At 61.7% G+C, this 23,566-nt stretch carries 21 protein-coding genes; 5 read left to right on the forward strand and 16 right to left on the reverse strand.

Features of this window, described 5'->3' with window-relative positions; all coding sequences use genetic code 11:
- Positions 1–17 precede the first annotated feature (17 nt).
- Positions 18–317: a PilZ domain-containing protein gene (locus DN387_RS13315; protein WP_043864543.1), complete on the reverse strand. Its 300-nt coding sequence runs from the start codon at positions 315–317 to the stop codon at positions 18–20.
- Between the two features lie 270 nt (positions 318–587).
- Here DN387_RS13315 and rssB point away from each other — a divergent pair, with 270 nt between their 5' ends.
- Positions 588–1,772 carry a two-component system response regulator RssB gene (gene rssB / locus DN387_RS13320; RefSeq protein WP_043864542.1) on the forward strand — a complete coding sequence of 395 codons (1,185 nt, stop codon included), beginning with the start codon at positions 588–590 and terminating at the stop codon, positions 1,770–1,772.
- Complete coding sequence (gene rssC, locus DN387_RS13325; RefSeq protein WP_043864541.1) at positions 1,769–2,251, forward strand: anti-sigma factor antagonist RssC; 483 nt, start codon at positions 1,769–1,771, stop codon at positions 2,249–2,251. Before rssB ends, rssC begins: the two co-directional genes overlap by 4 nt.
- Before the next feature lie 40 nt (positions 2,252–2,291).
- On the opposite strand, the gene DN387_RS13330 is transcribed toward rssC, so the two are convergent.
- The 4 genes from DN387_RS13330 to DN387_RS13345 all read right to left on the reverse strand — a co-directional run bounded on the left by DN387_RS13330 (position 2,292) and on the right by DN387_RS13345 (position 8,952).
- Positions 2,292–4,178 carry an alkaline phosphatase D family protein gene (locus tag DN387_RS13330; RefSeq protein ID WP_236171553.1) on the reverse strand — a complete coding sequence of 629 codons (1,887 nt, stop codon included), beginning with the start codon at positions 4,176–4,178 and terminating at the stop codon, positions 2,292–2,294.
- A 174-nt stretch (positions 4,179–4,352) separates the two neighbouring features.
- Entirely contained in the window at positions 4,353–5,279 is a 927-nt protein-coding gene (gene tal / locus DN387_RS13335) for a transaldolase (RefSeq protein WP_043864539.1), read from the reverse strand.
- A 119-nt stretch (positions 5,280–5,398) separates the two neighbouring features.
- Entirely contained in the window at positions 5,399–6,409 is a 1,011-nt protein-coding gene (gene dusA / locus DN387_RS13340) for a tRNA dihydrouridine(20/20a) synthase DusA (RefSeq protein WP_054915310.1), read from the reverse strand.
- A gap of 638 nt (positions 6,410–7,047) precedes the next feature.
- Entirely contained in the window at positions 7,048–8,952 is a 1,905-nt protein-coding gene (locus DN387_RS13345) for a hypothetical protein (RefSeq protein WP_156326221.1), read from the reverse strand.
- A 443-nt stretch (positions 8,953–9,395) separates the two neighbouring features.
- Here DN387_RS13345 and DN387_RS13350 point away from each other — a divergent pair, with 443 nt between their 5' ends.
- Positions 9,396–10,634, forward strand: coding sequence for an NRAMP family divalent metal transporter (locus DN387_RS13350; RefSeq protein WP_236171555.1), 1,239 nt, complete (start codon positions 9,396–9,398; stop codon positions 10,632–10,634).
- A 9-nt stretch (positions 10,635–10,643) separates the two neighbouring features.
- Here the strand turns inward: DN387_RS13350 and DN387_RS13355 are convergent, their stop codons facing one another.
- Entirely contained in the window at positions 10,644–11,285 is a 642-nt protein-coding gene (locus tag DN387_RS13355) for an HD domain-containing protein (protein WP_043864536.1), read from the reverse strand.
- Between the two features lie 127 nt (positions 11,286–11,412).
- Here DN387_RS13355 and DN387_RS13360 point away from each other — a divergent pair, with 127 nt between their 5' ends.
- A complete protein-coding gene (locus tag DN387_RS13360) occupies positions 11,413–12,378 on the forward strand; it encodes a GlxA family transcriptional regulator (protein ID WP_054915308.1) in 966 nt (321 codons plus the stop codon).
- A 6-nt stretch (positions 12,379–12,384) separates the two neighbouring features.
- On the opposite strand, the gene DN387_RS13365 is transcribed toward DN387_RS13360, so the two are convergent.
- Positions 12,385–12,732, reverse strand: a complete 348-nt coding sequence (locus DN387_RS13365) for a hypothetical protein (protein ID WP_054915307.1) — start codon at positions 12,730–12,732, stop codon at positions 12,385–12,387.
- 203 nt (positions 12,733–12,935) lie between these two features.
- Here DN387_RS13365 and DN387_RS13370 point away from each other — a divergent pair, with 203 nt between their 5' ends.
- On the forward strand, positions 12,936–14,606 hold the full coding sequence (locus tag DN387_RS13370) for a BCCT family transporter (protein ID WP_054915306.1): 1,671 nt from the start codon (positions 12,936–12,938) through the stop codon (positions 14,604–14,606).
- A gap of 154 nt (positions 14,607–14,760) precedes the next feature.
- On the opposite strand, the gene DN387_RS13375 is transcribed toward DN387_RS13370, so the two are convergent.
- From DN387_RS13375 to DN387_RS13415, 9 genes are all read right to left on the reverse strand, one after another.
- Entirely contained in the window at positions 14,761–15,471 is a 711-nt protein-coding gene (locus DN387_RS13375) for a 3'-5' exonuclease (RefSeq protein ID WP_054915305.1), read from the reverse strand.
- Complete coding sequence (locus DN387_RS13380) at positions 15,468–17,345, reverse strand: DUF294 nucleotidyltransferase-like domain-containing protein (protein ID WP_043864531.1); 1,878 nt, start codon at positions 17,343–17,345, stop codon at positions 15,468–15,470. Before DN387_RS13380 ends, DN387_RS13375 begins: the two co-directional genes overlap by 4 nt.
- A gap of 38 nt (positions 17,346–17,383) precedes the next feature.
- Positions 17,384–18,088 (reverse strand): hypothetical protein, encoded by a 705-nt coding sequence (locus DN387_RS13385; RefSeq protein WP_043864530.1) that lies wholly within the window; start codon positions 18,086–18,088, stop codon positions 17,384–17,386.
- A 37-nt stretch (positions 18,089–18,125) separates the two neighbouring features.
- Complete coding sequence (locus tag DN387_RS13390) at positions 18,126–18,515, reverse strand: type II toxin-antitoxin system HigA family antitoxin (RefSeq protein ID WP_054915304.1); 390 nt, start codon at positions 18,513–18,515, stop codon at positions 18,126–18,128.
- Between the two features lie 4 nt (positions 18,516–18,519).
- Positions 18,520–18,822: a type II toxin-antitoxin system HigB family toxin gene (locus DN387_RS13395; RefSeq protein ID WP_054915303.1), complete on the reverse strand. Its 303-nt coding sequence runs from the start codon at positions 18,820–18,822 to the stop codon at positions 18,520–18,522.
- 134 nt (positions 18,823–18,956) lie between these two features.
- Positions 18,957–20,225: an OprD family porin gene (locus DN387_RS13400; protein WP_054915302.1), complete on the reverse strand. Its 1,269-nt coding sequence runs from the start codon at positions 20,223–20,225 to the stop codon at positions 18,957–18,959.
- Positions 20,226–20,309: 84 nt separating this feature from the next.
- Complete coding sequence (locus DN387_RS13405) at positions 20,310–21,968, reverse strand: cation acetate symporter (RefSeq protein ID WP_054915301.1); 1,659 nt, start codon at positions 21,966–21,968, stop codon at positions 20,310–20,312.
- Positions 21,965–22,291, reverse strand: coding sequence for a DUF485 domain-containing protein (locus DN387_RS13410; RefSeq protein WP_043864525.1), 327 nt, complete (start codon positions 22,289–22,291; stop codon positions 21,965–21,967). The genes DN387_RS13405 and DN387_RS13410 overlap by 4 nt, the downstream gene beginning before the upstream one ends.
- Before the next feature lie 478 nt (positions 22,292–22,769).
- Positions 22,770–23,555 carry a sulfite exporter TauE/SafE family protein gene (locus tag DN387_RS13415; protein WP_043864524.1) on the reverse strand — a complete coding sequence of 262 codons (786 nt, stop codon included), beginning with the start codon at positions 23,553–23,555 and terminating at the stop codon, positions 22,770–22,772.
- Positions 23,556–23,566: the final 11 nt, after the last annotated feature.

The raw sequence follows: 23,566 nt of genomic DNA on the forward strand, positions 1-23,566 counted from the left end.
TTTTTCATGCCTGCTGTTCAGCTCATCGCAAGGATCTTGAGGCCCAGCTTCTGCTGGCCCTGGGGCTGATCGGCAATCCACACCACTTGCGTTGTGGCGTGCAGGCCCTTGAGTGAAGGGTGGTCCGAATCGATGCTGACGCTGAGGTTGTCTCCAACCTGAAAGGTTTTCGCTGCCTGTACCTGCATGCCGCTGCTCGAGAGGTCCAGGCACACCGCCGCAATCACTTGCTCGGCATGTATCAGGGTAACGTCGGTATCTACCCGCATCCTGATGAAATCACGCTTCTCGCTATAGTCGGCGTGGTTCTGGCTCATGCCTGCATCCTTCCATTGGGTTGCGATAGAAGGGGTTTTTATAACTCCCGGTGATTTGTGCTGTAAAGAGCACAGGCGACCATCGGTGCATGCTTGAAACCCCCGGCGGATGGGAGTACCGTCTGCGCCTTACAGGGCACCTCTGACATTTGCCGGGCAGGCCTTTTGTCCTACACCTGAAATGCAAGAGTGGCTAGAAGTGAATCCAGTAAGCGGGCCTCGTTTTGCCTGGCCGCCTACCCCAACCTATTTCTGGCGCCGTTTGCCCACATGCAGAAAAACAGTGCAACGCTGCTGATAATCGATGATGACGATGTAGTGCGTGCGAGCCTCGCCGCCTACCTGGAAGACAGCGGCTTCAGCGTCCTGCAGGCAAGCAACGGCCAGCAGGGTCTCCAGGTCTTCGAGCAGGAACAGCCTGATCTGGTGATCTGCGATCTGCGCATGCCGCAAATGGGCGGCCTGGAGCTGATTCGCCAGGTTACCGAGCGTGCCCCCGACCTGCCGGTGATCGTGGTGTCGGGCGCGGGCGTGATGAACGATGCCGTCGAAGCGTTGCGCCTGGGTGCTGCCGACTACCTGATCAAGCCCCTGGAAGACCTGGCAGTGCTGGAGCACTCGGTTCGCCGGGCGTTGGATCGGGCGCATCTGGTACTGGAAAACCAGCGTTACCGCGACAAGCTCGAAACCGCCAACCGTGAGCTGGAGGCCAGCCTGCACCTGCTGCAGGAAGACCAGACTGCCGGGCGCCAGGTGCAGATGAACATGCTGCCGGAGAACCCCTGGAAGGCCGGAGACCTGCGTTTCGAACACCAGATCATTCCGTCTCTGTACCTGTCTGGCGATTTCACCGATTACTTTCGTGTCGACGAGCGACGCGTGGCGTTCTACCTGGCCGACGTGTCCGGCCATGGTGCCTCCTCGGCGTTCGTGACTGTGCTGCTCAAGTTCATGACCACGCGCCTGCTGTTCGAATTCAAGCGCGCCGGCACCTTGCCCGAGTTCAAGCCGTCCGAGGTGCTCGGGCATATCAACCGCGGCCTGATCAATTGCAGGCTGGGCAAGCACGTGACCATGGTGGGCGGCGTGATCGACGAGCATACCGGCCTGATGACCTACAGCATCGGCGGCCATCTGCCGTTGCCGGTGCTGTACACCCCGGACGACACCCGGTACCTCGAAGGGCGCGGCCTGCCGGTGGGGCTGTTCGACGAGGCCACCTACCAGGATCACGTTCTGGAGTTGCCGCCGCAGTTCAGCCTCACATTGCTGTCTGATGGCATTCTGGACCTTTTGCCTGGCGACACACTCAAAGATAAGGAGGCTGCCTTGCCTGAAATCATCAAGGCAGCAGGTGGCAGCCTGGATGGGCTGCGCCAACGATTCGAATTGGCTACGCTTGGGGAGATGCCGGATGATATCGCCCTAATGGTGTTGAGCAGGAACCTTCAATGAGTACTGGAAGAATCCAGTTTGCCGAGCAGAATGGCACCTTTGTTCTGAAGTTCGTCGGTGAAGTGCGTCTGACCCTGTGTTCGGCGCTGGATGCAACGATTGAAAAGATCTTCACGGCGCTGAATTTCTCGGCGATCGTCATCGATCTTACCGAAACCAACAGTATCGACAGCACCACTCTGGGCCTGCTGGCCAAGTTGTCGATCCTGTCGCGGCAGAAGGTCGGCCTGCTGCCCACGGTGGTGACTACCCATGCCGATATCACCCGGCTTCTGCAGTCGATGGGGTTCGATCAGGTGTTCAACATCGTCGATCGTCCAATCCCGTGCCCCGAGTGCCTGACCGATCTGCCGTCCCAGGACCAGAACGAAGAGGTAGTGCGCGCCAAGGTGCTGGAAGCGCACAAGATCCTCATGGGCCTGAACGACTCCAACCGCGAAGCCTTCCACGACCTGGTCAACGCCCTGGAGCGGACCTGATCGATCCTGGCGCCCTGTAGCGGGCGCCGAACTCACCTTTTCATTCAGCCTCGCGGGGAAACTCCGTGGGCGGCGCGCCGTTGGCGTTGAGCTGGAAGATGCGCTCGGGCTGCCCCTGCGCGTTGAAGAACACCTGGCCCAGCCCGGCGCTGTTCCACAGGCGCTCGCCGGCCTTGCTGTGCGCGGGTGTACGCGGCACCACCTGCATCAGGCGGCGCTTGGTGAACCAGTTCAACGGTGATCGTGGGGCGTAGAGCCAGCGATTGAGTCGGTCGAACACATCGAGCAGCCGGCGCGGGAATTCGTTCTTGATGCCGCTGCTGGTGATCTGCCACAGGTGCGGGGCGCCGCGTTTGTGACGAATCATTACCTCGTAAACGAAGGAATAGTGCACGTCGCCCGAGAGGATCACGTAATGCCCTGGCGTGCGCGAGTGACGGAAGATATTCAGGATCACCTGCGCCGCTCCCCGGTGCGCCATCCAGTTCTCGGCGTCCACCAGCAGCGGATAGCCGCACCAGCTGAACACGCGCTGGATGGTTTCGATCAGCTTCACGCCAAACAGCGGGGCGGGGGAGACGATGATGGCCGAGGGGTGGTCCAGCAAGGCCTGCTGTAGTTCGCACAGCGCTTCCCAGTCCAGCAGCCCGGAGGGCTTTTGCAGCTTGCTCTCGCTGCGCCAGCGACGTGTGCGGGTATCGAGTACCAGCAGCGCAGGCTGGGTGGGCAGCACGAAGTGCCACTCCTGAAAGCGCAGCAGCTGTTTGATCAGGCCATCTTGCGCAGCGCGGTCGAAATAGCCGCCGTCATCGGCGCTGTGGCTCAGGGCCTGGCAGCTTTGCAGCAGCTCGCCAAACACGTCCGGGTTGTTGCCCCAGCCCTGGCAGAGCATGTAGCCGATCAGCGCGTTGCCGATGATGCGCCGCGAGAAGGCGTGCCCGTAGGCGGTTTCTTCCCATTGGGCCGAGAGGTTCCAGTCGTCCGTGATGTCGTGGTCATCGAAGATCATCAGGCTGGGCAGGTGCGCCAGTACCCGCGCCACGCCATCCAGCCCTTCGACGAAGCCCTCCAGGCAGTGCTGTTCGCGCTGGTAGCGGGCCTGGCGCTGGGTGGTCAGGCCTGATGGCATGGGGGTGTCGACCAAGGTCCAGGGCACAGGCGACCAGACCAGCAGGTACATGGCCATGATCTCGGCCAGGGTTACCAGGTGGTTGTCGGCGTTGCTGCTGGTGAAGATGGGTTTGCGCGTGCCGCCGAAAAAGCGCTCGCGCAGGGTTTCGTTGCTCTCCAGGGCTGGCAGCAGGTCGGCACGGTGATAGTAGCTGGCCGGGTGGCGGTACAGCTCGGCGCTGTTCTGCACCACGGCGCCTTCCAGGTGCTCGTGGTACAGGCCCAGCCGCTCGATCAGCCCGTGGATGGCCCGCAGCATGGGCCCGGCGACATCGTCGGCGTACACCTGGTCACCGCTCATCATCAGCAGCGCCGGGCGCTCGGCGGGTGCGTGGGGCGCGGCCAGCAGGCGGTCGGCGCACAACAGACCATCGGCGGCGGGGTGGTGCGGCTTGCGGCACGAGCCATGCAACAACTGGTCGAGGCGCTCGCGTATCACGAAGTTGGGCAGGCGGGCGCCTTCATACAGCAGGTGTGGGGCCCAGGTGGCGATGCCCTGGCCGCCGATCAGCACGTCGTAGTCGATCTGCACGTCGGTGGGCAGTGGGGTGTGCAGCTGGATATCGAGCAGGTGCACGAAGGCGTGCTGGCCGATGGGGATGACCTGACAGCTCAGGGTGTATTCGGTGGAGTGTTGCAGGTGCAGTTCGGGCTGCAACGGCTGTGAGCCGACCAGCCACAGGACCATGCGCGCAGGCTCCAGGCGGCGCAGCAACGGGCCGGCCAGTACCAGGGGCAGCGGGGTGTTTTCGGGCATTGATTACTCGAAGATGGATGGGTGCGCCTTCGGCGCTTCGCCGGCAATGCCGGCTCCTACAGTATCGTGCAGCCCTGTAGGAGTCGGCGTTGCCGGCGAAGAGGTCTGCAAGATCCAGCGTGCAAAACCGCTAATGCTCCGCCTTCACACCTTGCCTGGCAAACCGTATTTGTATCAGGCCTTTGCAGCCAACAACGCCTCGAGCTTCTCCTGATCCCGCGCAAACTGGCGGATGCCCTCGGCGAGTTTCTCGGTGGCCATGGCATCTTCGTTGGAGAGCCAGCGGAACTGGCTTTCGTCGAGTGTCAGGCGTGGCTCGCCAGCCTTGCCCGGGGTGAGCTTGCGCGCCAGGGTGCCCTGGTCATCGCTGAGCTGCTGCAGCAACTCAGGGCTGATGGTCAGGCGGTCGCAGCCGGCCAACTGCTCGATCTGGCCGATGTTGCGGAAGCTGGCGCCCATGACCACGGTGTCGTAGCCGTTGGCCTTGTAGTAATCGTAAATACGCGTGACCGACTTCACGCCCGGGTCTTCGGCCCCGACATACTCCTTGCCGGTCGATTTCTTGTACCAGTCGTAGATACGGCCCACGAACGGCGAAATCAGGAACACCCCGGCATCGGCACAGGCAGCCGCCTGGGCGAAGGAAAACAGCAGGGTCAGGTTGGTCTGGATGCCTTCCTTTTCCAGAACCTCGGCGGCGCGGATGCCCTCCCAGGTGGAGGCCAGCTTGATCAGCACGCGGTCGCGGCCGATGCCGGCCTTGTCGTACAACTCGATCAATTGGCGCGCCTTGGACAGCAGGGCAGGTTGGTCGAAGGACAGTCGGGCGTCCACTTCCGTGGAAATACGGCCCGGGATCACCTTGAGAATTCCGCTGCCCACCGATACCGCGAATGCATCGCAGGCAAGGCCCAGGTCGCCCTTGCTGTGCTTGAGCGCGTCATCGAGCAGCTCGGCATAGCCGGGCATGGCGGCGGCCTTGAGCAACAGGGACGGGTTGGTGGTGGCGTCGACCGGCTTGAGCCGGCTGATCGCATCGATATCGCCGGTGTCGGCGACGACCGTGGTGAACTGCTTGAGTTGTTCCAGCTTGGAAGTCATGAGCGTGCTCTGTCCTGTGCGGTTGGACGACATTACCCGAGCGCTGCCGGCCGCTCAAGGGCTGTGCGGCAGGCTATCGGGGAGGGTAACGATTGGAGTGTCCAGCTGCGCGCAGGTTCCTAGCGTCCTTCCAGCAGCAGCCCCGCCTGGTCGAGCAGGCCCAGGGGGTCGGTGCTCTTGTGGATGTCCACCGACAGTAGTTGGCGGAACTTGCGAGCGCCGGGGAAGCCCTGGCCCAGGCCGAGGATATGCCGGGTGACATGGTGCATGGCGCCGCCGTTCTGCAGGTGCTGGGCGATGTACGGGCGCAGCCTGGCCAGCGCTTCGCTGCGGCTGATCACCGGGGCGTCGCTGCCGAACAGCTGCTGGTCGACTTCGGCCAGTACATAAGGGTTGTGGTACGCCTCGCGGCCGAGCATCACGCCGTCGAAGGTCTGCAGGTGCTGCTGGCATTCGGCGAGGGTCTTGATGCCGCCATTGAGAATGAACTCCAGGTCCGGGAAGTCGGCCTTGAGCTGCGCGGCGACGTCATAGCGCAGTGGCGGGATCTCGCGGTTCTCCTTGGGCGAGAGGCCCTCGAGGATGGCGATGCGCGCGTGTACGGTGAAGCTGCGGCAGCCTGCGTCGCGTACCTGGCCGACGAAGTCGCAGAGCTCGGCGTAGCTGTCGCGGCCGTTGATGCCGATGCGGTGCTTGACCGTGACCGGGATCTGCACTGCGTCGAGCATGGCCTTGACACAATCGCCCACCAACCCCGGATGGCCCATCAGGCAGGCGCCGATCATGTTGTTCTGCACGCGGTCGCTGGGGCAGCCGACGTTGAGGTTCACTTCGTTGTAGCCGGCGTTTTGCGCGAGTACGGCGCAGGCGGCCAAGTCCGCCGGCACGCTGCCACCCAGTTGCAGGGCCAGCGGGTACTCGGCTTCGTCATGGCGCAGAAAACGCTCGGCGTCGCCATGCAGCAGGGCGCCGGTGGTGACCATTTCGGTGTAGAGCAAGGCATTGCGCGACAGCAGGCGCAGGAAGAAGCGGCAGTGGCGGTCGGTCCAGTCCATCATGGGTGCTACAGAAAACCTCCTGACGACCGTATTGCCTGGGGTTGTTGGGTTTTCCGCTTGAATCTGTTGCATTTCTGTATCTCTAATTGATGCCGAATTATTCAGGTTCTTGCTGGTTTTGCTTTGCTTGTTGTTACAACGTAGCAACCCCAAGCAGTCATGTAGCAAAACCCCGGGAACCATCACGCAGCGCAAGCGCAAGGACGGATCGACAGCGAAAATCGTGCAGATCCGGACCGTAAAAAAGGGTGAGACAGTCTATCAGGAAACCCAAACCCTCGACCGGATGCAACGACCCAAGCCTGGATCAGTAAGCGCGAGGCGAAACTGTATGAGGCAGGAGGTATTGAGAAGGCTAGTTGGGCGGGTGTAACAATCAAGGATACGAGCGAGCGGCACCTGAACCACGAGAAGCTGCGTTGGGCAATACCAAGCGGGCTACTCTCAACCCTATCAAGGTGAGGACGAGATCAAGCCTGCACTTACAGGCGGGCGGTGTAGGACTGGTGGCTGAGGATTTGGCCCTTGACGCAAGCTGTCAAGACCGCCCAAAGGCAATACAAACGCTTCTACACCGCGCCCAGTAGTTCAATCGGTTGGGTATATGCAATAACTACCCATCGCACAAACGCTCAGATAAGCACTGATAGATATGTTTGGGCTTTAAAAATGGCAAGATTATTATATCTTGCCATTATTTCTGTCGCTTGCTACTTACCTATTTTGTACTTCAGTGTCACCCGGTTTCCGCTATCTGCCACGTAGAGATATCCATCAATGACTTGAAGGCCATTAGGGAAGTTCAGCCTTTTTCCGTGAGGTGCAAAGCCTTGTGCTTCGCCAGCAATTGTCAAGATTTTTCCAGTGCCAGTGACCATCCTGATTTTGTGATTGAACTGGTCTGTGATAAACACGTTTCCATGTTCATCTGCGGCAAGCTTGGTTGGCGTATTAAGCTCGGCATCCACAGCCAAGCCATTGTCGCCAGCGTAAGACCCCATGCCTTGATAAATTGAATATTTTTGTTTCCCGGCAAAGCTATGTACTATTCCATTTGTATCGACTCTCAGTACGGAGTTATTCCAACCGTCCGCGATCAACACATCACCGTTCTTCAGCGCAATAGCACCGAGAGGGTGATTCAGCTTTGAAGTATTTGCCGCTCCCCCTATGACAGGAACGCCTGCACTTCCAGTTCCTATCAACGTAGTAACTTTTCCGGTAGGGCTTATCTTTCGAACCTTGTGGTTATACGTATCCGTTACGTAGAGGGTCCCATCTGCACCGAATGACATTCCAGCAATAGATTTGAAGCGAGCATTTTCAGGGTTGTCATCGTCAACATCGCCGTAGGAGTCATGGCCAGCGAATCTGCTTACCTGCCCGTTTGCATCAATCTTCATGATTCGATGTTGCTCTGATACAAACACATTGAGGTTCTTGTCTACTGCCAGTGTAGTAGGGTAGTAAAATTTCGTATTTAGTTTATCTACGTTAATCGATGCCCAGCCCTGCTCTCCAGTACCAGCCCAAACGGACGACTCGCCCGTAGCTATATCAAGTATAAAAATTCTTGGTCGCTGATTGTCGAGTATTAAAAGCTTCCCTTCACCATACTGTGCAACACTGGTAAGAGCACCTATCGCATTAGAGCTCGTACCAGTGAGCTGGGTTTTGTTTACACCATCGAACGAGTAAATAACACCTTGGTCGGAGTCGGTAATCAGTAAGCCGCCATGGTAGGGTTTGACATTTGAAATGTTAGCAAACCCAGATGCTGCAATTTTTGAGTTAAAGTTCTCGTCTACCGCGTAAAGCAATGTATGGTTTCCTACGAAAAGAGTGTTGCCAAGTTTCGCAAGTCCCTTTCCGTAACCACTTTGCATTGTAAGAACTTCTGTCTCTTTATCTTGCTTGAATTTGTAGAGTTTGTTGAGTTCCGTAACATAGGATTCATTCTCTCCTATCAGGATGTCTTTTGCTTTTTCGAATTTTTGAGTAGCTGTCGTGGTGTTGGATATTATTGTCTGAGATTTGTCGATGCAGAAAATGCCACCCTCAACAGAAATTCCTTTTACCATGCGCGTTGAGGGAAAACATAAATTTCCATTTTCGTCATATTTTAGAGAGGCTGTGTACCCGATTGGAGAGGCGGTGGCTGCTGTGCCAACGTTAGGCAGCTCCTCTCCGCCACGAATTCCGGCAATTGTCGAGACTTCACCGCTTTCTATGTTTATTCTTCTAATTAGATTGTTGCCACTGTCTGCGAAATTCAGATGCTTCTGATCGTCGGAGATAAGCAATGCCGTAGGAAGGTTGAGCATGACAGATTCTCTGGGTCCATCACCATTGAATCCTGACTCAAAAGTGCCTGCGAAGTTTTCCACTACGCCGTCTTTGATTTTTCTGATCACGTGCAAGTGCGTATCCGAAACATAGATAGTCCCATCACGTGCTTCCACTGCGTCTTCCGGGTAATTAAGCCTTGCGTTTTCCACTGGCATTGGCATGGAAGAATCAATACCAAATATTACATCACCCGAAATTATGCCTTTCGGTGCGGTGTCTTCGCAGCCGCTCAAAACTAAAACCGATGCAAATAGTAGCTTTTTCATTAATGGTCCTACCTTGGATTAACCAGAAATCGTATCAAATTTCGGGGAGATTATGAACACAGTAATGGACTGTTGTGGCGCACAAGAGAAGTACGAATCGTCCTACTGCGAACACTCCGGTCACCACCCAAGGGATGACGAAGGTGGAGGGCATCCGGCGTGGCTCTTGAAGTAGTGATCGCTGAGACAATCCGATAAGCCAGCGGGGTCCACGGGTGTTTCGGGCGATGGACGTTCTGCGCTGACACTGCGTCACACCGGCCAGCCCCAAAAACACAAGTGCGCCAGTTTACCAAGAGTCTGCAAGCTTCGCCTGCAAGCCCGTCATGCCGGCGCCCAAATGGCCGTGGGCGGGCTAGTCTGTTGCTGTCCCCTGCGCAATGTTCGGCCCACCCCCGCAGGTGAATCGAGGCGCGGTCATGAAGCCTGCCAGGAAAATCGGATTGCGCCGCAGCCTGCGACGGCTTGGGCCCGGGTTGATCACCGGCGCTGCCGACGACGATCCGAGCGGTATCGCCACCTATTCGCAAGCCGGCGCACAGTTTGGCTTCTCCATGCTGTGGACCGTGGTGCTGACCCTGCCCCTGATGATCGCGATTCAACTGGTGAGTGCACGCATCGGCTACATCACCCGTCGCGGCCTGGCCGCCAATATAAAGCAGAGCTTTCCCGCCAGCGTGCTGTGGGCCGTGGTGAGCATGCTGCTGGTGGCCAATACGCTGAACCTAGCGGCCGACATCGCAGCCATGGCCGAGGCCCTTCGCTTGCTGGTGGGCGGGTCGGCGCATATCTATGCCGTCACGTTCGGCCTGCTGTGCCTGGTGCTGCAGGTGTTCATGCCGTACCGCGCCTACGTCAGCTGGCTCAAATGGCTGACCCTGGCGCTGCTGTCGTACGTGGCGGTGGCGTTCATGGTGCACGTGGACTGGAGCGCGGTAGCGCGGGGTATCGTGTTCCCCGATATCGCATTCAACCATGACACCCTGCTGATGGTGGTGGCGGTACTGGGTACCACCATCAGCCCCTACCTGTTCTTCTGGCAGGCCGCGCAGGAAATGGAGGATGCCACCACGGGCCAGCAGGTGCCGGCAAGGCGCGAGGTGCGCCGGCACCTGCTGCGCATCCGGGTCGATACGGTGGTGGGCATGACGTTTTCCAATCTGATCGCGTTCTTCATCATCCTGAGCACGGCGGCAACCCTGCGTGCCGCCGGTATCACGGATATCCAGACCTCGGCCCAGGCGGCCGAGGCGCTGCGCCCGCTCGCGGGGGACTTTGCCTTTCTGATCTTCAGCCTGGGCATCATCGGCACCGGGCTGCTGGCGGTGCCGGTGCTGGCGGGGTCGGCCGCCTATGCCGTGGCCGAAGCGGCGGGGTGGTCGGGCAGCCTCAGCGCGCGGTTGGACAAGGGCGAAGGGCGTGCGTTCTACACCTTGATCGCCACCGCGACCGTCGGCGGGGTGATCCTGTGCTTCACGCCCACCGACCCTGTGAAGGAGCTGTTCTGGTCGGCAGTGCTCAACGGCGTGATCGCCGTGCCCATCATGGTGATCATGATGCTGCTGGCATCGCGGCCGCAAACGATGGGCGAGCACGTGATCAGGCCGCGGTTGCGCTGGCTTGGGTGGATTGCCACCGGGGTCATGGCCATCACCGTGGCCTGCATGCTGGTGACGCTGTAGAGCAGGTGCCTAGCTCGCCCACTTCGAGCCGCGAATCACCGCGCAGAAATTCCCGGGCTTGAAGGCGGGGTCCTTGTCGGCCAGCACATCCGCCTTGACGTTGCCGAAGGTGGTCTGCGGCTTGTGGCGGATGCCGTCGTAGAAGGCCTGGATGATGTCTTCCTTGAAATGCTCGCCCCGCGGGTGGGCGCTGACGATGGCTTCGCGCTCGGCAGCGCCGTACTGGCCGTGGGTCAGCCCCAGCACGTCCATCTCGACCCCTGCCGTCACCAGCGCCACCACCGGGTGCATGTGCTCGGGTATGCCTGGGGTGGTGTGCAGAGCGATGGCGGTCCATACCGTATCGATGTCCTGCTGGGCGATGCCGTGGCCGCACAGGAAGTCGCGTGCGGCATTGGCGCCATCCACTTCGAAACGCTCGCAGGCGCTGCTGTGCTGATGGGTCAGGCCCATGTCGTGGAACATGCAGCCGCAGTACAGCAGCTCGGCGTCGAACTTCAGGCCGCGCTTCTGGCCCGCCAGGGCGGCGAAGTAGAACACGCGGCTGGAATGGTGGAACAGCAGGGGCGAGGCCGTATCGCGTACCACCTCGGTGATTTCGCGGGCGAGCTGGCTGTCGGGGATCTTGATGCCGTGGATGTCGAGTGTCATGGGGCAGGCTCCGGGTTGCGGTTCGCCTACATTGTCAGCCTCGACACTGCTGTCCTCAAATGGCGTGATACGCCATATACTGCCATTTCACGTGAAATCACGACGCCTTCAGGTTCGCCCCTTCGCCATGACCAGAACCATTGCCGTACTCGCGCTGCCCGGTGTTCAACTGCTCGATGTGTCGGGCCCACTGGATGTGTTCGCCCAGGCCAATGTCGAGGCGGGTCGGCAGGTCTACACGTTGCAGGTGGTGGCGTGCGAGCCAGGGCCCATTCACAGCTCGTCCGGTGCGCGGCTGTTGCCCGACCTGGTGGCAGGTGAGCCCGGGCAGTGCTTCGACACCTTGCTGGTGGCCGGGGCGCCGGATGCGGCGCGGATGCAACTGAACAACACGCTGCTGGCCTGGATCCGCGACTGCGCGGGCCAGTCGCGCCGCTTCGGCTCGGTGTGCACCGGCGCCTTCGCGCTGGCGGCCAGCGGGTTGCTGGATGGGCGGCGGGTGACCACGCACTGGGCCGCGGCACAGGCCCTGGCACAGCGTTACCCGAGCCTGAGCGTGGAAGAGGACGCGCTGTATGTGCGCGACGGCAAGCTGCGCACAGCCGCCGGGGTCACTGCCGGGCTGGACCTGGCGCTGATGCTGGTGGAGGAAGACCTGGGCCGTGAAATCGCGCTGCGGGTAGCGGCGCAACTGGTGATGTTCTTCAAGCGCCCGGGCGGGCAGTTGCAGTTCAGCCGCAAGGGCGAGGCGCAGCCAGCCGGGCGTTCGGTGTTGCAGCAAGTGCAGCGCTGGGTGGCCGCCAACCCGCAGCTGGCGCTGACAGTCGAGGCATTGGCCGAACATGCCGGCCTCAGCCCCCGGCATTTTGCCCGGCTGTTTCATGCCGAGGTGGGCGTCACGCCCGCAGCCTGGGTGGAGTCGGCGCGGGTGGCCGCTGCACGCGCCCTGCTGGAGGCCGGTGGTGATGCGCCCAAGCAGGTCGCCGCCAAATGCGGCTTCGCCAACGCCGACACCTTGCGCCGAGCGTTCTTCAAGCACGTGGGGGTGACACCTGCCGAGTACCGCAAGCGTTACGGGCACGGCGGGGCGTAGCAACGCTCAGTCGTGCTCCTGGCCCAGGTAGAGCAGCTCGCTTTCGAACAGGTTCTCCAGCATCTCACGCGTCACCGGCTCCACCAGCGTGCCCGCATGGTGGGTGATGCGCAGGCTGGCGCCGGCCTGCTCCAGCGCATCGATGATTGCCAGCAGCGTTTGCTGCTGCGTCACCGTGCCTTGCTCGCTGGGCACCTCCAGGGCGAAGTCCGTGGTATCGAACAGCACGACCGGCGTTTGCGTGCCCACCTTGCGCATCAGCTCGCCGATGCTGTCGGCAGACCACTGGCGCAGCAGCTTGACGATCCCTGGCTTGTGGTCGGCGGCGGTGACGGCGATGGCGTATCGGGACATGGGGGCTCGCTTGAGTCGTGCAATAAAGGGCCGGCAAGGTGAATGCAAATAATGGCAAAAAGCCTTGAACCGATGACGGGTGCGGCGGTCCGACCTCAGGCCTGCTACCCTGTGGCCTTCACATTTCTCGTTTTGCCATAGGAACAGCGGGGCTATCAGATCACTGCACGTCGAAGCGTGCCAGCAATTCAAGGAGCTATTTCGTGGGAAGAACCCCCTCCAACGACACACCCGGGCATTCTCAGCCGCCGACCGTCGACGGCATTCCAGCTCCCAGCGGTGAAGTAAACCTGATCGATACCGACTACGTCGTCGGCCAGGACAATTTCAAGGGCGAGTTTTCCTTCTCGCTGGATATCCACGGCAAGGTGTTCCTCATCTCTGCCGCCACCATCTTCCTGTTCGTCATCCTCACCCTGGCCTTGCAGAACGAAGTCGAGCCGGTGTTCAGCGCCATGCGCAGCTGGTTGACCGCCAACCTGGCGTGGTTCTTCATGAGCACCGCGAACATCTTCGTACTGCTGTGCCTGGGTCTGATCGTCTCGCCGTTGGGCAAGGTGCGCCTGGGCGGGCGCGAAGCGGTGCCGGACCATTCCTATGTGGGCTGGTTCTCGATGCTGTTCGCCGCCGGCATGGGTATCGGCCTGATGTTCTATGGCGTGGCCGAACCGATGTCGCATTTCTCGGCCGCCATGGGCGGGGTCACCCTCGACGCCAACGGCGTGCGTACCGACTGGGCGCCGCTGGGCGGTGCAGGCGGTGATGCCAAGGTGGCGGCCGACATGGCGATGGCGGCCACCATCTACCACTGGGGCCTGCACCCGTGGGCGATCTACGCGATCGTTGCGTTGTCGCTGGCGCTGTTCACCTACAACAAGGGCTTGCCGCTGTCGATCCGCTCGGTGTTCTACCCGTTGCTGGGTGAGCGCGTGTGGGGCTGGCCGGGGCATGTGATCGATATCCTGGCGGTGTTCGCCACGCTGTTCGGCCTGGCCACTTCCCTCGGGATCGGTGCCGAGCAGGCGGCAGCCGGGCTCGAATACCTGTTCGCGATCCCCTCGACCAATGTCAGCAAGGTGCTGCTGATCATCGGCATCAGCATCATCGCACTGGGCTCGGTGCTGGCCGGCATGGACAAGGGCGTGAAGATGCTGTCCCAGGTGAACATGGGCCTGGCGTTGCTGCTGCTGGTGTTCATCATCGTGGTCGGGCCGACCCTGGCGATCTTCACCGGCTTCTTCAGAAACCTTACGGCGTACATCGAGTACCTGCCGGCGTTGTCCAACCCGGTAGGGCGCGAGGATGCCGAGTTCACCCAGGGCTGGACTGCCTTCTACTGGGCGTGGTGGATCAGCTGGTCGCCGTTCGTGGGCATGTTCATCGCCCGTGTCAGCCGTGGCCGCACGGTGCGCGAGTTTCTCATCGCCGTGTTGCTGGTGCCCTCGCTGGTATCGGTACTGTGGATGACCACTTTCGGCGGCACCGCCATCGATCAGACCGTGAACCAGCACTTTGCCGGCGTGACCGATGCGGTGCTGGAGCTCAAGCTGTTCGCGATGCTCAGCGGCCTGCCGCTCAAGGAGATCACCTCGTTCATCGGCATCGTGCTGGTGGCGGTGTTCTTCATCACCTCGTCCGACTCCGGCTCGCTGGTGATCGATACCATCACCGCCGGTGGCAAGGTGGATGCACCGGTGCCGCAGCGGGTGTTCTGGGCGGTGATGCAGGGCGTGATCGCGATTGCGCTGTTGCTCGGTGGCGGCTTGATTGCGCTGCAGGCGATGGCGGTGTCGACCGGCCTGCCGTTCGCCATCGTGTTGCTGCTCGGCTGTGTGTCGCTGGTCAAGGGACTGATGTCGGAGCCGCGCGGTTAAAGCCCGCCCGGCGCAGCAACTTTATTGCGGGGGCGTAGCAGCCGGCCTTGCCGGCGATGGCGTGCATGGCGCCCCTGGCCCGGCGTAGCCGGGCATCGCCAGCAAGGCTGGCTCCTGCACAAAGGGCTCCTGCACAAAGACAGTTTGCTGGCGTTCAATCCCACAGCCGCCCGATTTCCATTCCCGCTTCGAACCGATGTGCCACCTGGGCCTGCAACAGCTCGGCCGTGGCCAACGCATCGGTCAGGGCATGGTGCGCGTGATAGGGCGGCAGGTGATAGCGCGCGCGGCTGTCGGCCAGGCGTATCGAGGCTGGCGGCCGGCGCAGCAGGCGGTCCCGCCAACTGCGTTTGCCACGGTGCAGCAGCGCTTCCAGCTGCATGGTGTCGATCACCGGAAACTCCAGCCCCTCACCCAGGTGCCGTCGCACCGCATTGTCGAGAAACCCACGTTCCAGGTTGCGGTAATGCACCACCATCACATGCCCGGCCATGGCTCCCAGCAACGCGTTGAGCACATGGGGCAGGGTGGGCGCATGGCGGATGTCGCTGTGGGTGATGTGGTGGAAGGTCACCGACTCGTCGCTCAGTTCGGTGCGCGGTTTAACCACCCAGTAACGCGCCTCGGCGCAGCGGATGCGCTGCAGGGTGAAGGGCATCAGGCCAATGCTGACAATGGCATCCTTCTGCGCATCCAGCCCGGTGGTTTCCACATCCAGCGCCAGCAACGGCACCTGCTCCAGGGGAGTGCCAGCCGGCACCACACCGGCGGCGTAGAAGTTCTTCAGCAGCGGGTTGCGCGCCTGGGCTGCCAATGCCTGAAAGCGCGTTGTCCAGTCGATACGGTCGATACCACGCGGCTTCATCGCGAGTGCCGCACGATGCCAGGGTAGCGAAAGCGCAGGAACTTCTGCGCATGGCTCAGCACCTGGAACGCTTCCTTGAGGTTGTGTCGCTCGCTGCTGGAGAAGCGCTCGGGCTCGATGTAGTTGTCCGGCTGCTGGCCGTTTTCGAGGGCGTCCACCTGGTGCCGAATGCGTACCATCGACAGGAACTCCAGCGCATAGCGCAGGTGCTCGATGGCCGCCGGCTGCATCAGCTTGGTGGCGCTGATGGCTTCCAGGCGCTCGACCGAGTTCTGCGCGGTACTGGCGCAGGCCAGGGCATGAACGCGAATCAGGTCGGTGAGCGGTGCGGTGCCGCGGCCCTTGAGATTGATGATCTGTTTCTGGCGGCCGTCGGTTTCCATCACGAAGGTGCGGAAGAACCCCAACGGCGGCGTACGGTTCAGTGCATTGCGCGCCATGGCGGTAAGAAAGGCGGGGCTGGCGCTGGACTTCTGCGCGCACAGGGTCTTGAGGGTTTCCACCAGTTCCAGCTGGCCATACACCCCGTCGAGGTCGAAGAAGATGCTGCTGTTGAGCAGGGTGGCCGCGTTGGGTTTGTCGATCCACTGGGTGAAGTAGCCCTTCCATACCCGCAGCGGTTGGCGCCACTGGTCGTTGGTGGCCATGATCCCGCCCTTGCAGTAGCTGTAGCCGCACGCGGCCAGGCCGTCGCTGACGAAGGTGGCGAGTTTGAGGAAGTAGGCGTCGTGCTGCACCGGGTCGAAGCTGTCGTCCAGCACCAGGGCGTTGTCCTGGTCGGTGACCAGCAACTGTTCGTCCCGCGCCATCGAGCCCAGCGCCATGAAGCAGTACGGCACCGGCGGCGGGCCCAGGTCGCGTTCGGCCAGTTCCAGCAGGCGCTGGGTGAAGGCGCGCCCGATGCCGGAAATCGCGCTGCCGATCATGTGCGCGGTGGCGCCATCGCGCACCATGCGCACATAGGTGCCGCGCAGGTCGCGCAGCAGCGAGCGCAGGCCGGCCACGCTGTTCTGGTTGGAGATGCTGTTGACCAGATGCAGGCTGCTCTGGGACTCGTGGCGGATGATGTCCGACAGGTTGATCAGCCCCAGCGTGCGGCCCTTGTGCACCACCGGCAGGTGGTGGATGTTGCGCCGCAGCATGCACAGCATGGCTTCGAACACCGAGTCGTTGGCCTGGATCACCACCGGATCGCTCGACATCACCGTGCTGATGGGCAGGCTGCTGCTGAGGTCGGCGGCCAGCACGCGGGTGCGCAGGTCCCGGTCGGTGACCAGCCCCAGCAGTTTGTCGGGGGCATCCGGTACCGGTTCGACCACTGCCACGCACGACACGCTTTCGGCGGCCATCAGGCGCGCCGCGTCCAGAATCGAAGTGTCCTGGCTCACCCACACCAGGCTGCGCGAGAGCAGGGTGCGTGCCTTGAGCTGGATCAGCTCGCTGGCGCGGCCCTGGCCTTCGACAGCGGACTTGAGACGCGAATGTCCTTCGGCCTCGACGAACTCGGCAAAGCTGTCGTGCTGCTCGCACAGTTCGGCAAACAGGTCTGCCGGAATGAAGTAGATCAGGCTGTCTTCCAGCGCCTTGGCCGGAAAGCGCACCTTGTTGCTGCGCAGCAACCCGGCCTGGCCGAAGATGTCGCCTTCGCCCAGGCGGTTGTAGAGCTCGCCGTTGCGCCGGTAGATCTCCACCGCACCGCTGCGCACGTAGTGCAGGTCCTGGATGCTGGCGCCTGCTTCCAGGATGGTGCTACCGGCCTTGAAATAGCTCACCTGGATTCGTGGCGCAATGCCGTTGAGGGTTTCTTCGGGCAGGGCGTCGAAAGGGGCGAAACGGTGGAGGTGATCGCGAACCTCCAGAAGCTCGATCTGCATGCAACCTCGCTGAATGTGGGCGTGAAGTGGACCGGGGCTCAGGGCCGCATCAACGGCTCGACGCCGATCCAGGATTTTTTCGGGTGGTGGCACAGTTGCAGTGGCGCCACAGTAACCGACTGCCCGTCGATTTCCAACGTGCCCAGGTTGATCGTCCACTTGGCGTCGGCGTTGAAGTCCGGGGTGTTGAACGCGACGTAGACCGAGCCATAGCGGCTGTTGTTGGTGAGCTTGGGAATGCGCCGGTGCACCTCGTCACTGTTGATGTCGAACGGCGAGGGGCGCACGTAGTCCTTGCCCGAAAGCGGGAAGTCGTTGTTCAGCGCGCCCAGGTAAAGGTCCGGGCGGGCCGCCAGACGCTGGCCATTCTCGAAGGTCAGGTAGGCCTTGCGGCTGTCGTACAGCATGGGGATAGGCGCTTCGCCCGACCCTGGCTTGAGAGGCTGCTGGCGATTCTTGTTGAAGCCGATCACCTGCACGTAGAACTCGCGCTGTGGCGAGCCATGGGGCACGCTGAAGTAACCCTGCGTGTAGGGTCGATCTCTCCACATCAGCGCATGGTCGTAGAGGTAGGTGTACAGGTAGAAGGTCTTGACCCCGTGCGCGGTCGGCACCTCGAACACCTGGCGCGACTCGCACAGGTCGGCATAGGCCGGGCGCTCTCGCGGGTAGGGCACGCAGGCGACGAGCAGGGCGCTCAGGGCCAGGGCAAGTGGAAAACGGTGGAACAGAACGTGCAACATGCCGGGCCTCCCTGGCTCGATAGCGCTGCGCAAGCAGTCAACGTGTAGTGTCGACGCCCTGTACTTGTCGAGGTTTTATCAGGCTTTGCGCCGGAATTCCGAACATTTCGTGCAACCGCCATATCATCGGCAGCGTCAGCGCTCTCGTTCCATTGAGTACTTCGTAGACCCGGTTCTTCCGGCCGATTGCCGGTACCAGGTCGGCGGCGCTCAGGCCGGACTGCTCCATTCTGAAGCGAATAGCCTCGATGGGGTCGGGCAGGTCGAGCGGAAACTGCTTGGTCTCATACGCCTCTATCAGCGTGACCATGACATCGAAGTAATCACCTTCGGGCGTGCCGGGTTCCGGCTCGTTGTCGAACAGCTCGGACACTGCGTCCAACGCGGCCTTGTAGTCCTGCTCGGTATGAATTGGGTGAATGTTCACAGGATCACTCCATCTCAACGGTGTCGGCGTCAATGCCATCGTATTGTTCGTGAGTACCGACAAACTTGATGTAGATGGCTTCGAAGCGATAGGCCACGGCAGCCACGATCCGATAGTCATTGCCTTTGATATTGAACACCACTCTGCGACTTTTGAGGATGCTGGCATTGCCGAACTGCGCCTTGATATCCGCAGGCGTGGACCATCTTGCCTGCCTGGCTTCGTCAATCCATGAGAGCAAGGGTTGCTTGGATGCAGGATGCTTCTCGGAAAATGCTTTCAGGTGACTGATGGCAATGATTCTCATAAGGCCCCATTCTGGTCCCAAGGTGGGACTTTTTCAAGCGCGACTTCCAGTTGTTCATCGCTTGATGACGTCAGACGTTGCCCTCTGGACCACGAGCAACGCCTGAGTCTTATCGGCGAATGGCCAATGTTCAATTACCAGAGTGCAACGGTGTACGACAGGATCAGCCGGTTCTCGTCCAGGTCGTTGCCGAAATGCGTGGAGCGTACCGTGGCGTTGCGCCACTTCACGCCGACGTTTTTCAGCGGGCCGCTTTGCACCACGTAGCCGATATCGGTGTCGCGTTCCCACTCCTTGCCATCGGGCCGCCCCGCACCCAGGTCGATGCCGTCGCCGCGCAGGTAGCGGGTCATGAAGGTCAGCCCCGGCAGGCCCACGCTGGCGAAATTGAAGTCGTAGCGGGCCTGCCACGAGGTTTCGTCCTTGTTGGCGAAGTCGCCGATCTGCACGAAGTTCACCAGGTAGGCATCGGCGCCGTTGAGGTAGGCAAAGCCGGTGTCGCCGCGCATGCGCTGGTAGCCCACACCGAAGGCGTGGCCCTGTATGCCATAGGTGAACATCGCCCCCAGCGCCTTGTTGTCGACGTTGCTGGCGCCGTCGTCGCTGGAGCGGGCGAACCGGATATCGCTTTTGAGTGACTGCCCCTCGCCCAGCGCCCAGGTGTGGTTCAGGCCCACGAAGTGCTGGCGGTAGAGGTTGTCGAGCGCACCGTAGCTGTAGCTGGTAGTCAGGCTGTCGGTCCACTTGTAGCTAAGGCTGGCGAAGTCGAAGCGATCGCTGTCGCTGCGCCGGGCCACGATGTTTTTTGCCGCGCCCGTGGTCACGCCCATGTCCTCGTAGTCGGTGGAGTCGCGCTGGTTGACCTGGCGCAGCCGGCCGATGTCGAGGTTCAGGTTCTCCAGCTCCTGCACGTTCAGCTGCCCGCCGGAAAAGGTCTGCGGCAACAGGCGCGAGTCGTTGGGCATCAGTACCGGCAGCCTGGGTATCAGGGTGCCGACCTTCAACACGCTGTGACTGGCGCGCACCTTGGCGGTCAGGCCCAGCTCGCTGTACTCGCCCTGGGCACGGCGCGGTGCCTCGCGGTCACGCTGCAGCAGGCCGCTACCACTGCGTTCGGGGCTGGAATCGAGCTTGAGCCCGAGCAGGCCGATGGCGTCCACCCCAACGCCCAGGGTGCCCTCGGTAAAGCCGGACTCGTAGCGCAGCACAAAGCCCTGGGCCCATTCCTCGGCCTTGGACTGCGGGGCCTCGTGCTGGCGAAAGTCGCGGTTGAAGTAGAAGTTGCGCAGTTCCACGCTGGCCTTGCTGTCATCGACAAAGGCCGCGTTGGCCGTGCTGCAAACGCCGGCGAGTGTTGCCGTGGCCAGCAGGCCAAGGCTGAACGGTGGGAAAGTGCGGTGCATGGTAAATCCTCTTTTTTGTTTTTATGAGGTGCAGCGATGCCCGCACGGGCCGCCGTAGCGGCCCGTGACAGGGGTTGCAGTGGTTCAGTGGCTGACGGCGGTGGCGGCGCCCAGGCCAGTCTGTGCGCGCACGAACTGGTCGTCGAAGGCGGCACGTTCGCGGGCTGCGCGGGCGCTGCGGTCGAGCCTGGACACAATCACCGTGACCAGGAACGCCAGCGGCATGGAAAACAGTGCCGGATGGTCATAGGGGTAGATCGCCTGGGCGTTGCCCAGCACCGACACCCACACCGCCGGCGACAGGATCACCAGCCCCAGCGCGGTGATCAGCCCGGCAAAGCCGCCGGCCAGCGCGCCGCGGGTGGTCAGGCCTTTCCAGTACATGGCCATGATCAGCACCGGGAAGTTGGTGGAGGCCGCGATACCGAAGGTCAGGCCCACCAGGAAGGCCACGTTCTGCTTCTCGAACAGGATGCCCAGCAGGATCGCGATGATGCCCAGGCCGACGGTGGCGATACGGGTCACGCGCATCTCGTCCTTTTCGCTGGCGGTGCCCTTTTTCCACACGGTGGCGTAGAGGTCATGGGAGATGGCCGACGCACCGGCCAGTGCCAGGCCCGACACCACCGCGAGAATGGTGGCGAAGGCCACCGCCGACAGGAAGCCCAGGAACAGGTTGCCGCCCACCGCCTTTGCAAGGTGCATGGCGACCATGTTGCCGCCACCGATCAGCGCGCCCTTGAGGTCGCCGTCCACGTAGAACTGCGGGTCGGTGCCGACGATGACGATAGCCGCGTAGCCCAGCACCATCACCACCAGAAAGAAGAAACCGATGAAGCCGGTGGCGTAGAACACCGACTTGCGTGCTTCCTTGGCGTTGGGCACGGTGAAAAAGCGCATCAGGATATGCGGCAGCCCGGCGATGCCGAACACCAGCCCCAGCGACAGCGACGCGGCGTTGATCGGGTCGGCCAGCATCGAGCCGGGGCCCATGATGCTCCAGCCTGTGCTGTGCACGTTCACTGCGCGGCTGGCCAGGGTTTCCAGGCTGAAACCGAACTCGGCCATGGCCAGCAGCGCCAGGGTGGTGCCACCGGCCAGCAACAGCACGGCCTTGATGATCTGCACCCAGGTGGTGGCGATCATGCCGCCGAAGATCACGTACACCAGCATCAGGGCGCCCACCACCATCACTGCGGTGCTGTAGTCCAGGCCGAACAGCAGCTTGATCAGTTGCCCGGCACCCACCATCTGCACCACCAGGTAGCAGCACACCACGGTCAGCGAGCCGAAGGCGGCGAAGGTGCGGATGCGGGTCTGGTCCAGGCGGTACGACACGATGTCGGCAAAGGTGTAGCGCCCCAGGTTGCGCAGGCGCTCGGCCATCAGGAAGGTGATGATCGGCCAGCCGACGAAGAACGCCACGGTGTAGATGAAGCCGTCGTAGCCCTTGGCGAACACCAGGCTCGACAAGCCCAGCAGGGTGGCCGCCGACATGTAGTCGCCGGCAATCGCCAGGCCGTTCTGGAAGCCGCTGATGCCGCCGCCGGCGGTGTAGAAGTCGGAGGTGGAGCGGGTCTGGCGCGCGGCCCACCAGGTGATCGCCAGGGTGCCCAGCACGAACACGAAGAACATCGCGATGGCGTGCAGGTTGACCGGTTGTCTGTCGGCCACCAGCGGCGCCGCGAAAGCCGCCGGGGTCAGCAGCAGGCTGCTCAGCACTAGCAGTGCGGTGCGGTTCATTTCGACTCCTCCAGTACCTGTGCGCTGAGGCTGTCGAAGCGGGTATTGGCGCTGCGCACGTACCAGCCGGTCAGCAGCCACGACAGCACGATCAGTGCCGAGGCCACGGGAATGCCGAGGGTCAGTTGGCGACCGTCCCCCAGCGGTGTGTGCAGCACCTGCGGGTAGAACGCCACCACCAGCATGAACAGGTAGTAGGCACCCAGCACTGCGGCGCTGAGTGACCAGGCCAGGCGCGATCGGGTGCGCACCAGTTGCTGGAATTTGGGGTTGGCGCGGATGCGGTCGCAACTCTGCGCGTGATCGGTTGGGGCGTGCGTCATGGGTGGGGCTCCTTTGTTGTTTTTATTGCCTGGGGCGGGCCATCGACTTTGTTGCGGGTGTGGGGCGTCAGGGCGGCGGGCAGGGCTCGCAGCCAGACGGTAAATGCTGTGGGGCAGGCGCCGGCGCGCCGCGATCAGGTCGCGGGGCGAGGTAACGTGCGCGGGGGTGAGCCGAGGTTGAGCAGGCTCGTACAGGCAGGGGCGAGGCCCTGGTGAGAATTCGACATGTGTGGCACCCGTTGGCTGATTGTTAGCTCTTGATGTCAGCTGCCCCCTTGTCGGTGGCGGCAGCGCAGATGGCTCCGGGCATCTTATATAACAATGTCGGGTTGTTATGGAAGTACTACCTGTGATGTATGGTATAAATACTATATGTGGTTCCGCAAAAAGCTTCGCCGGCAAGGCCGGCTCCTACATGATCACGGTAGGAGCCGGCCTTGCCGGCGAATGGCGTCGACGCGTTGTCGGAAAGATGCGCTCAGAACGCGAGCTTGTACCCGATCAGCAACAGCATCCCCGCCAGGCAAGGGCGCAGTACGTTGTCGGAAATGCGCCCGGTCAGGTGGCTGCCCAGGTAGATCCCCGGCAACGAGCCCAGCAGCAGGTAGCCCAGCAACGACCAGTCCATGTTGCCCATGCTCGCATGGCCCAGGCCGGCGACCAGGGTCAGAGGTACCGCGTGGGCGATCTCGGTGCCCACCAGGCGCCGGGTGACCAGGTACGGGTACAGCAGAAACAGCGCGACAGTGCCCAGGGCGCCCGCGCCAATCGAGGTCAGTGACACCATCACGCCCAGCACCACGCCAGTGACCACGGTCAGGGCGTTGAGGCTGCGTTCGCTGAGGTGGTAGCGGTCACCGGCGTGCTTGCTGGCAAACGCCTGCAACCGCGACTTGAACAGGATGGCCAGCGCCGTGAGGATCAGCACCACCGCCAGGCCCTGCTTGATCACGCCGTTGAGCGTCTGGGTGTCGGTATGCAGGGTGCTCAGAAACCACAGGGTCAAGGCCGCCGCTGGCACGCTGCCCATGGCCAGCAGCCCGGTGATCTTCCAGTCGATGTTCTTTTGCTTGCTGTGCACCCAGACGCCACTGGCCTTGGTGATGGCCGCATACAACAGGTCGGTGCCCACTGCAGTGGCCGGGTTGATGCCGAACCAGAGCAGGATCGGGGTCATCAACGAACCACCGCCAACGCCGGTCATGCCGACAATGAACCCAACAACCAGGCCTGCGATGGTGAAACCAAAAGAACCTACATCCATAAATACCTAAA

The sequence above is a fragment of the Pseudomonas sp. FBF18 genome (assembly GCF_024261405.1).
GTDB lineage: Bacteria > Pseudomonadota > Gammaproteobacteria > Pseudomonadales > Pseudomonadaceae > Aquipseudomonas > Aquipseudomonas palmensis.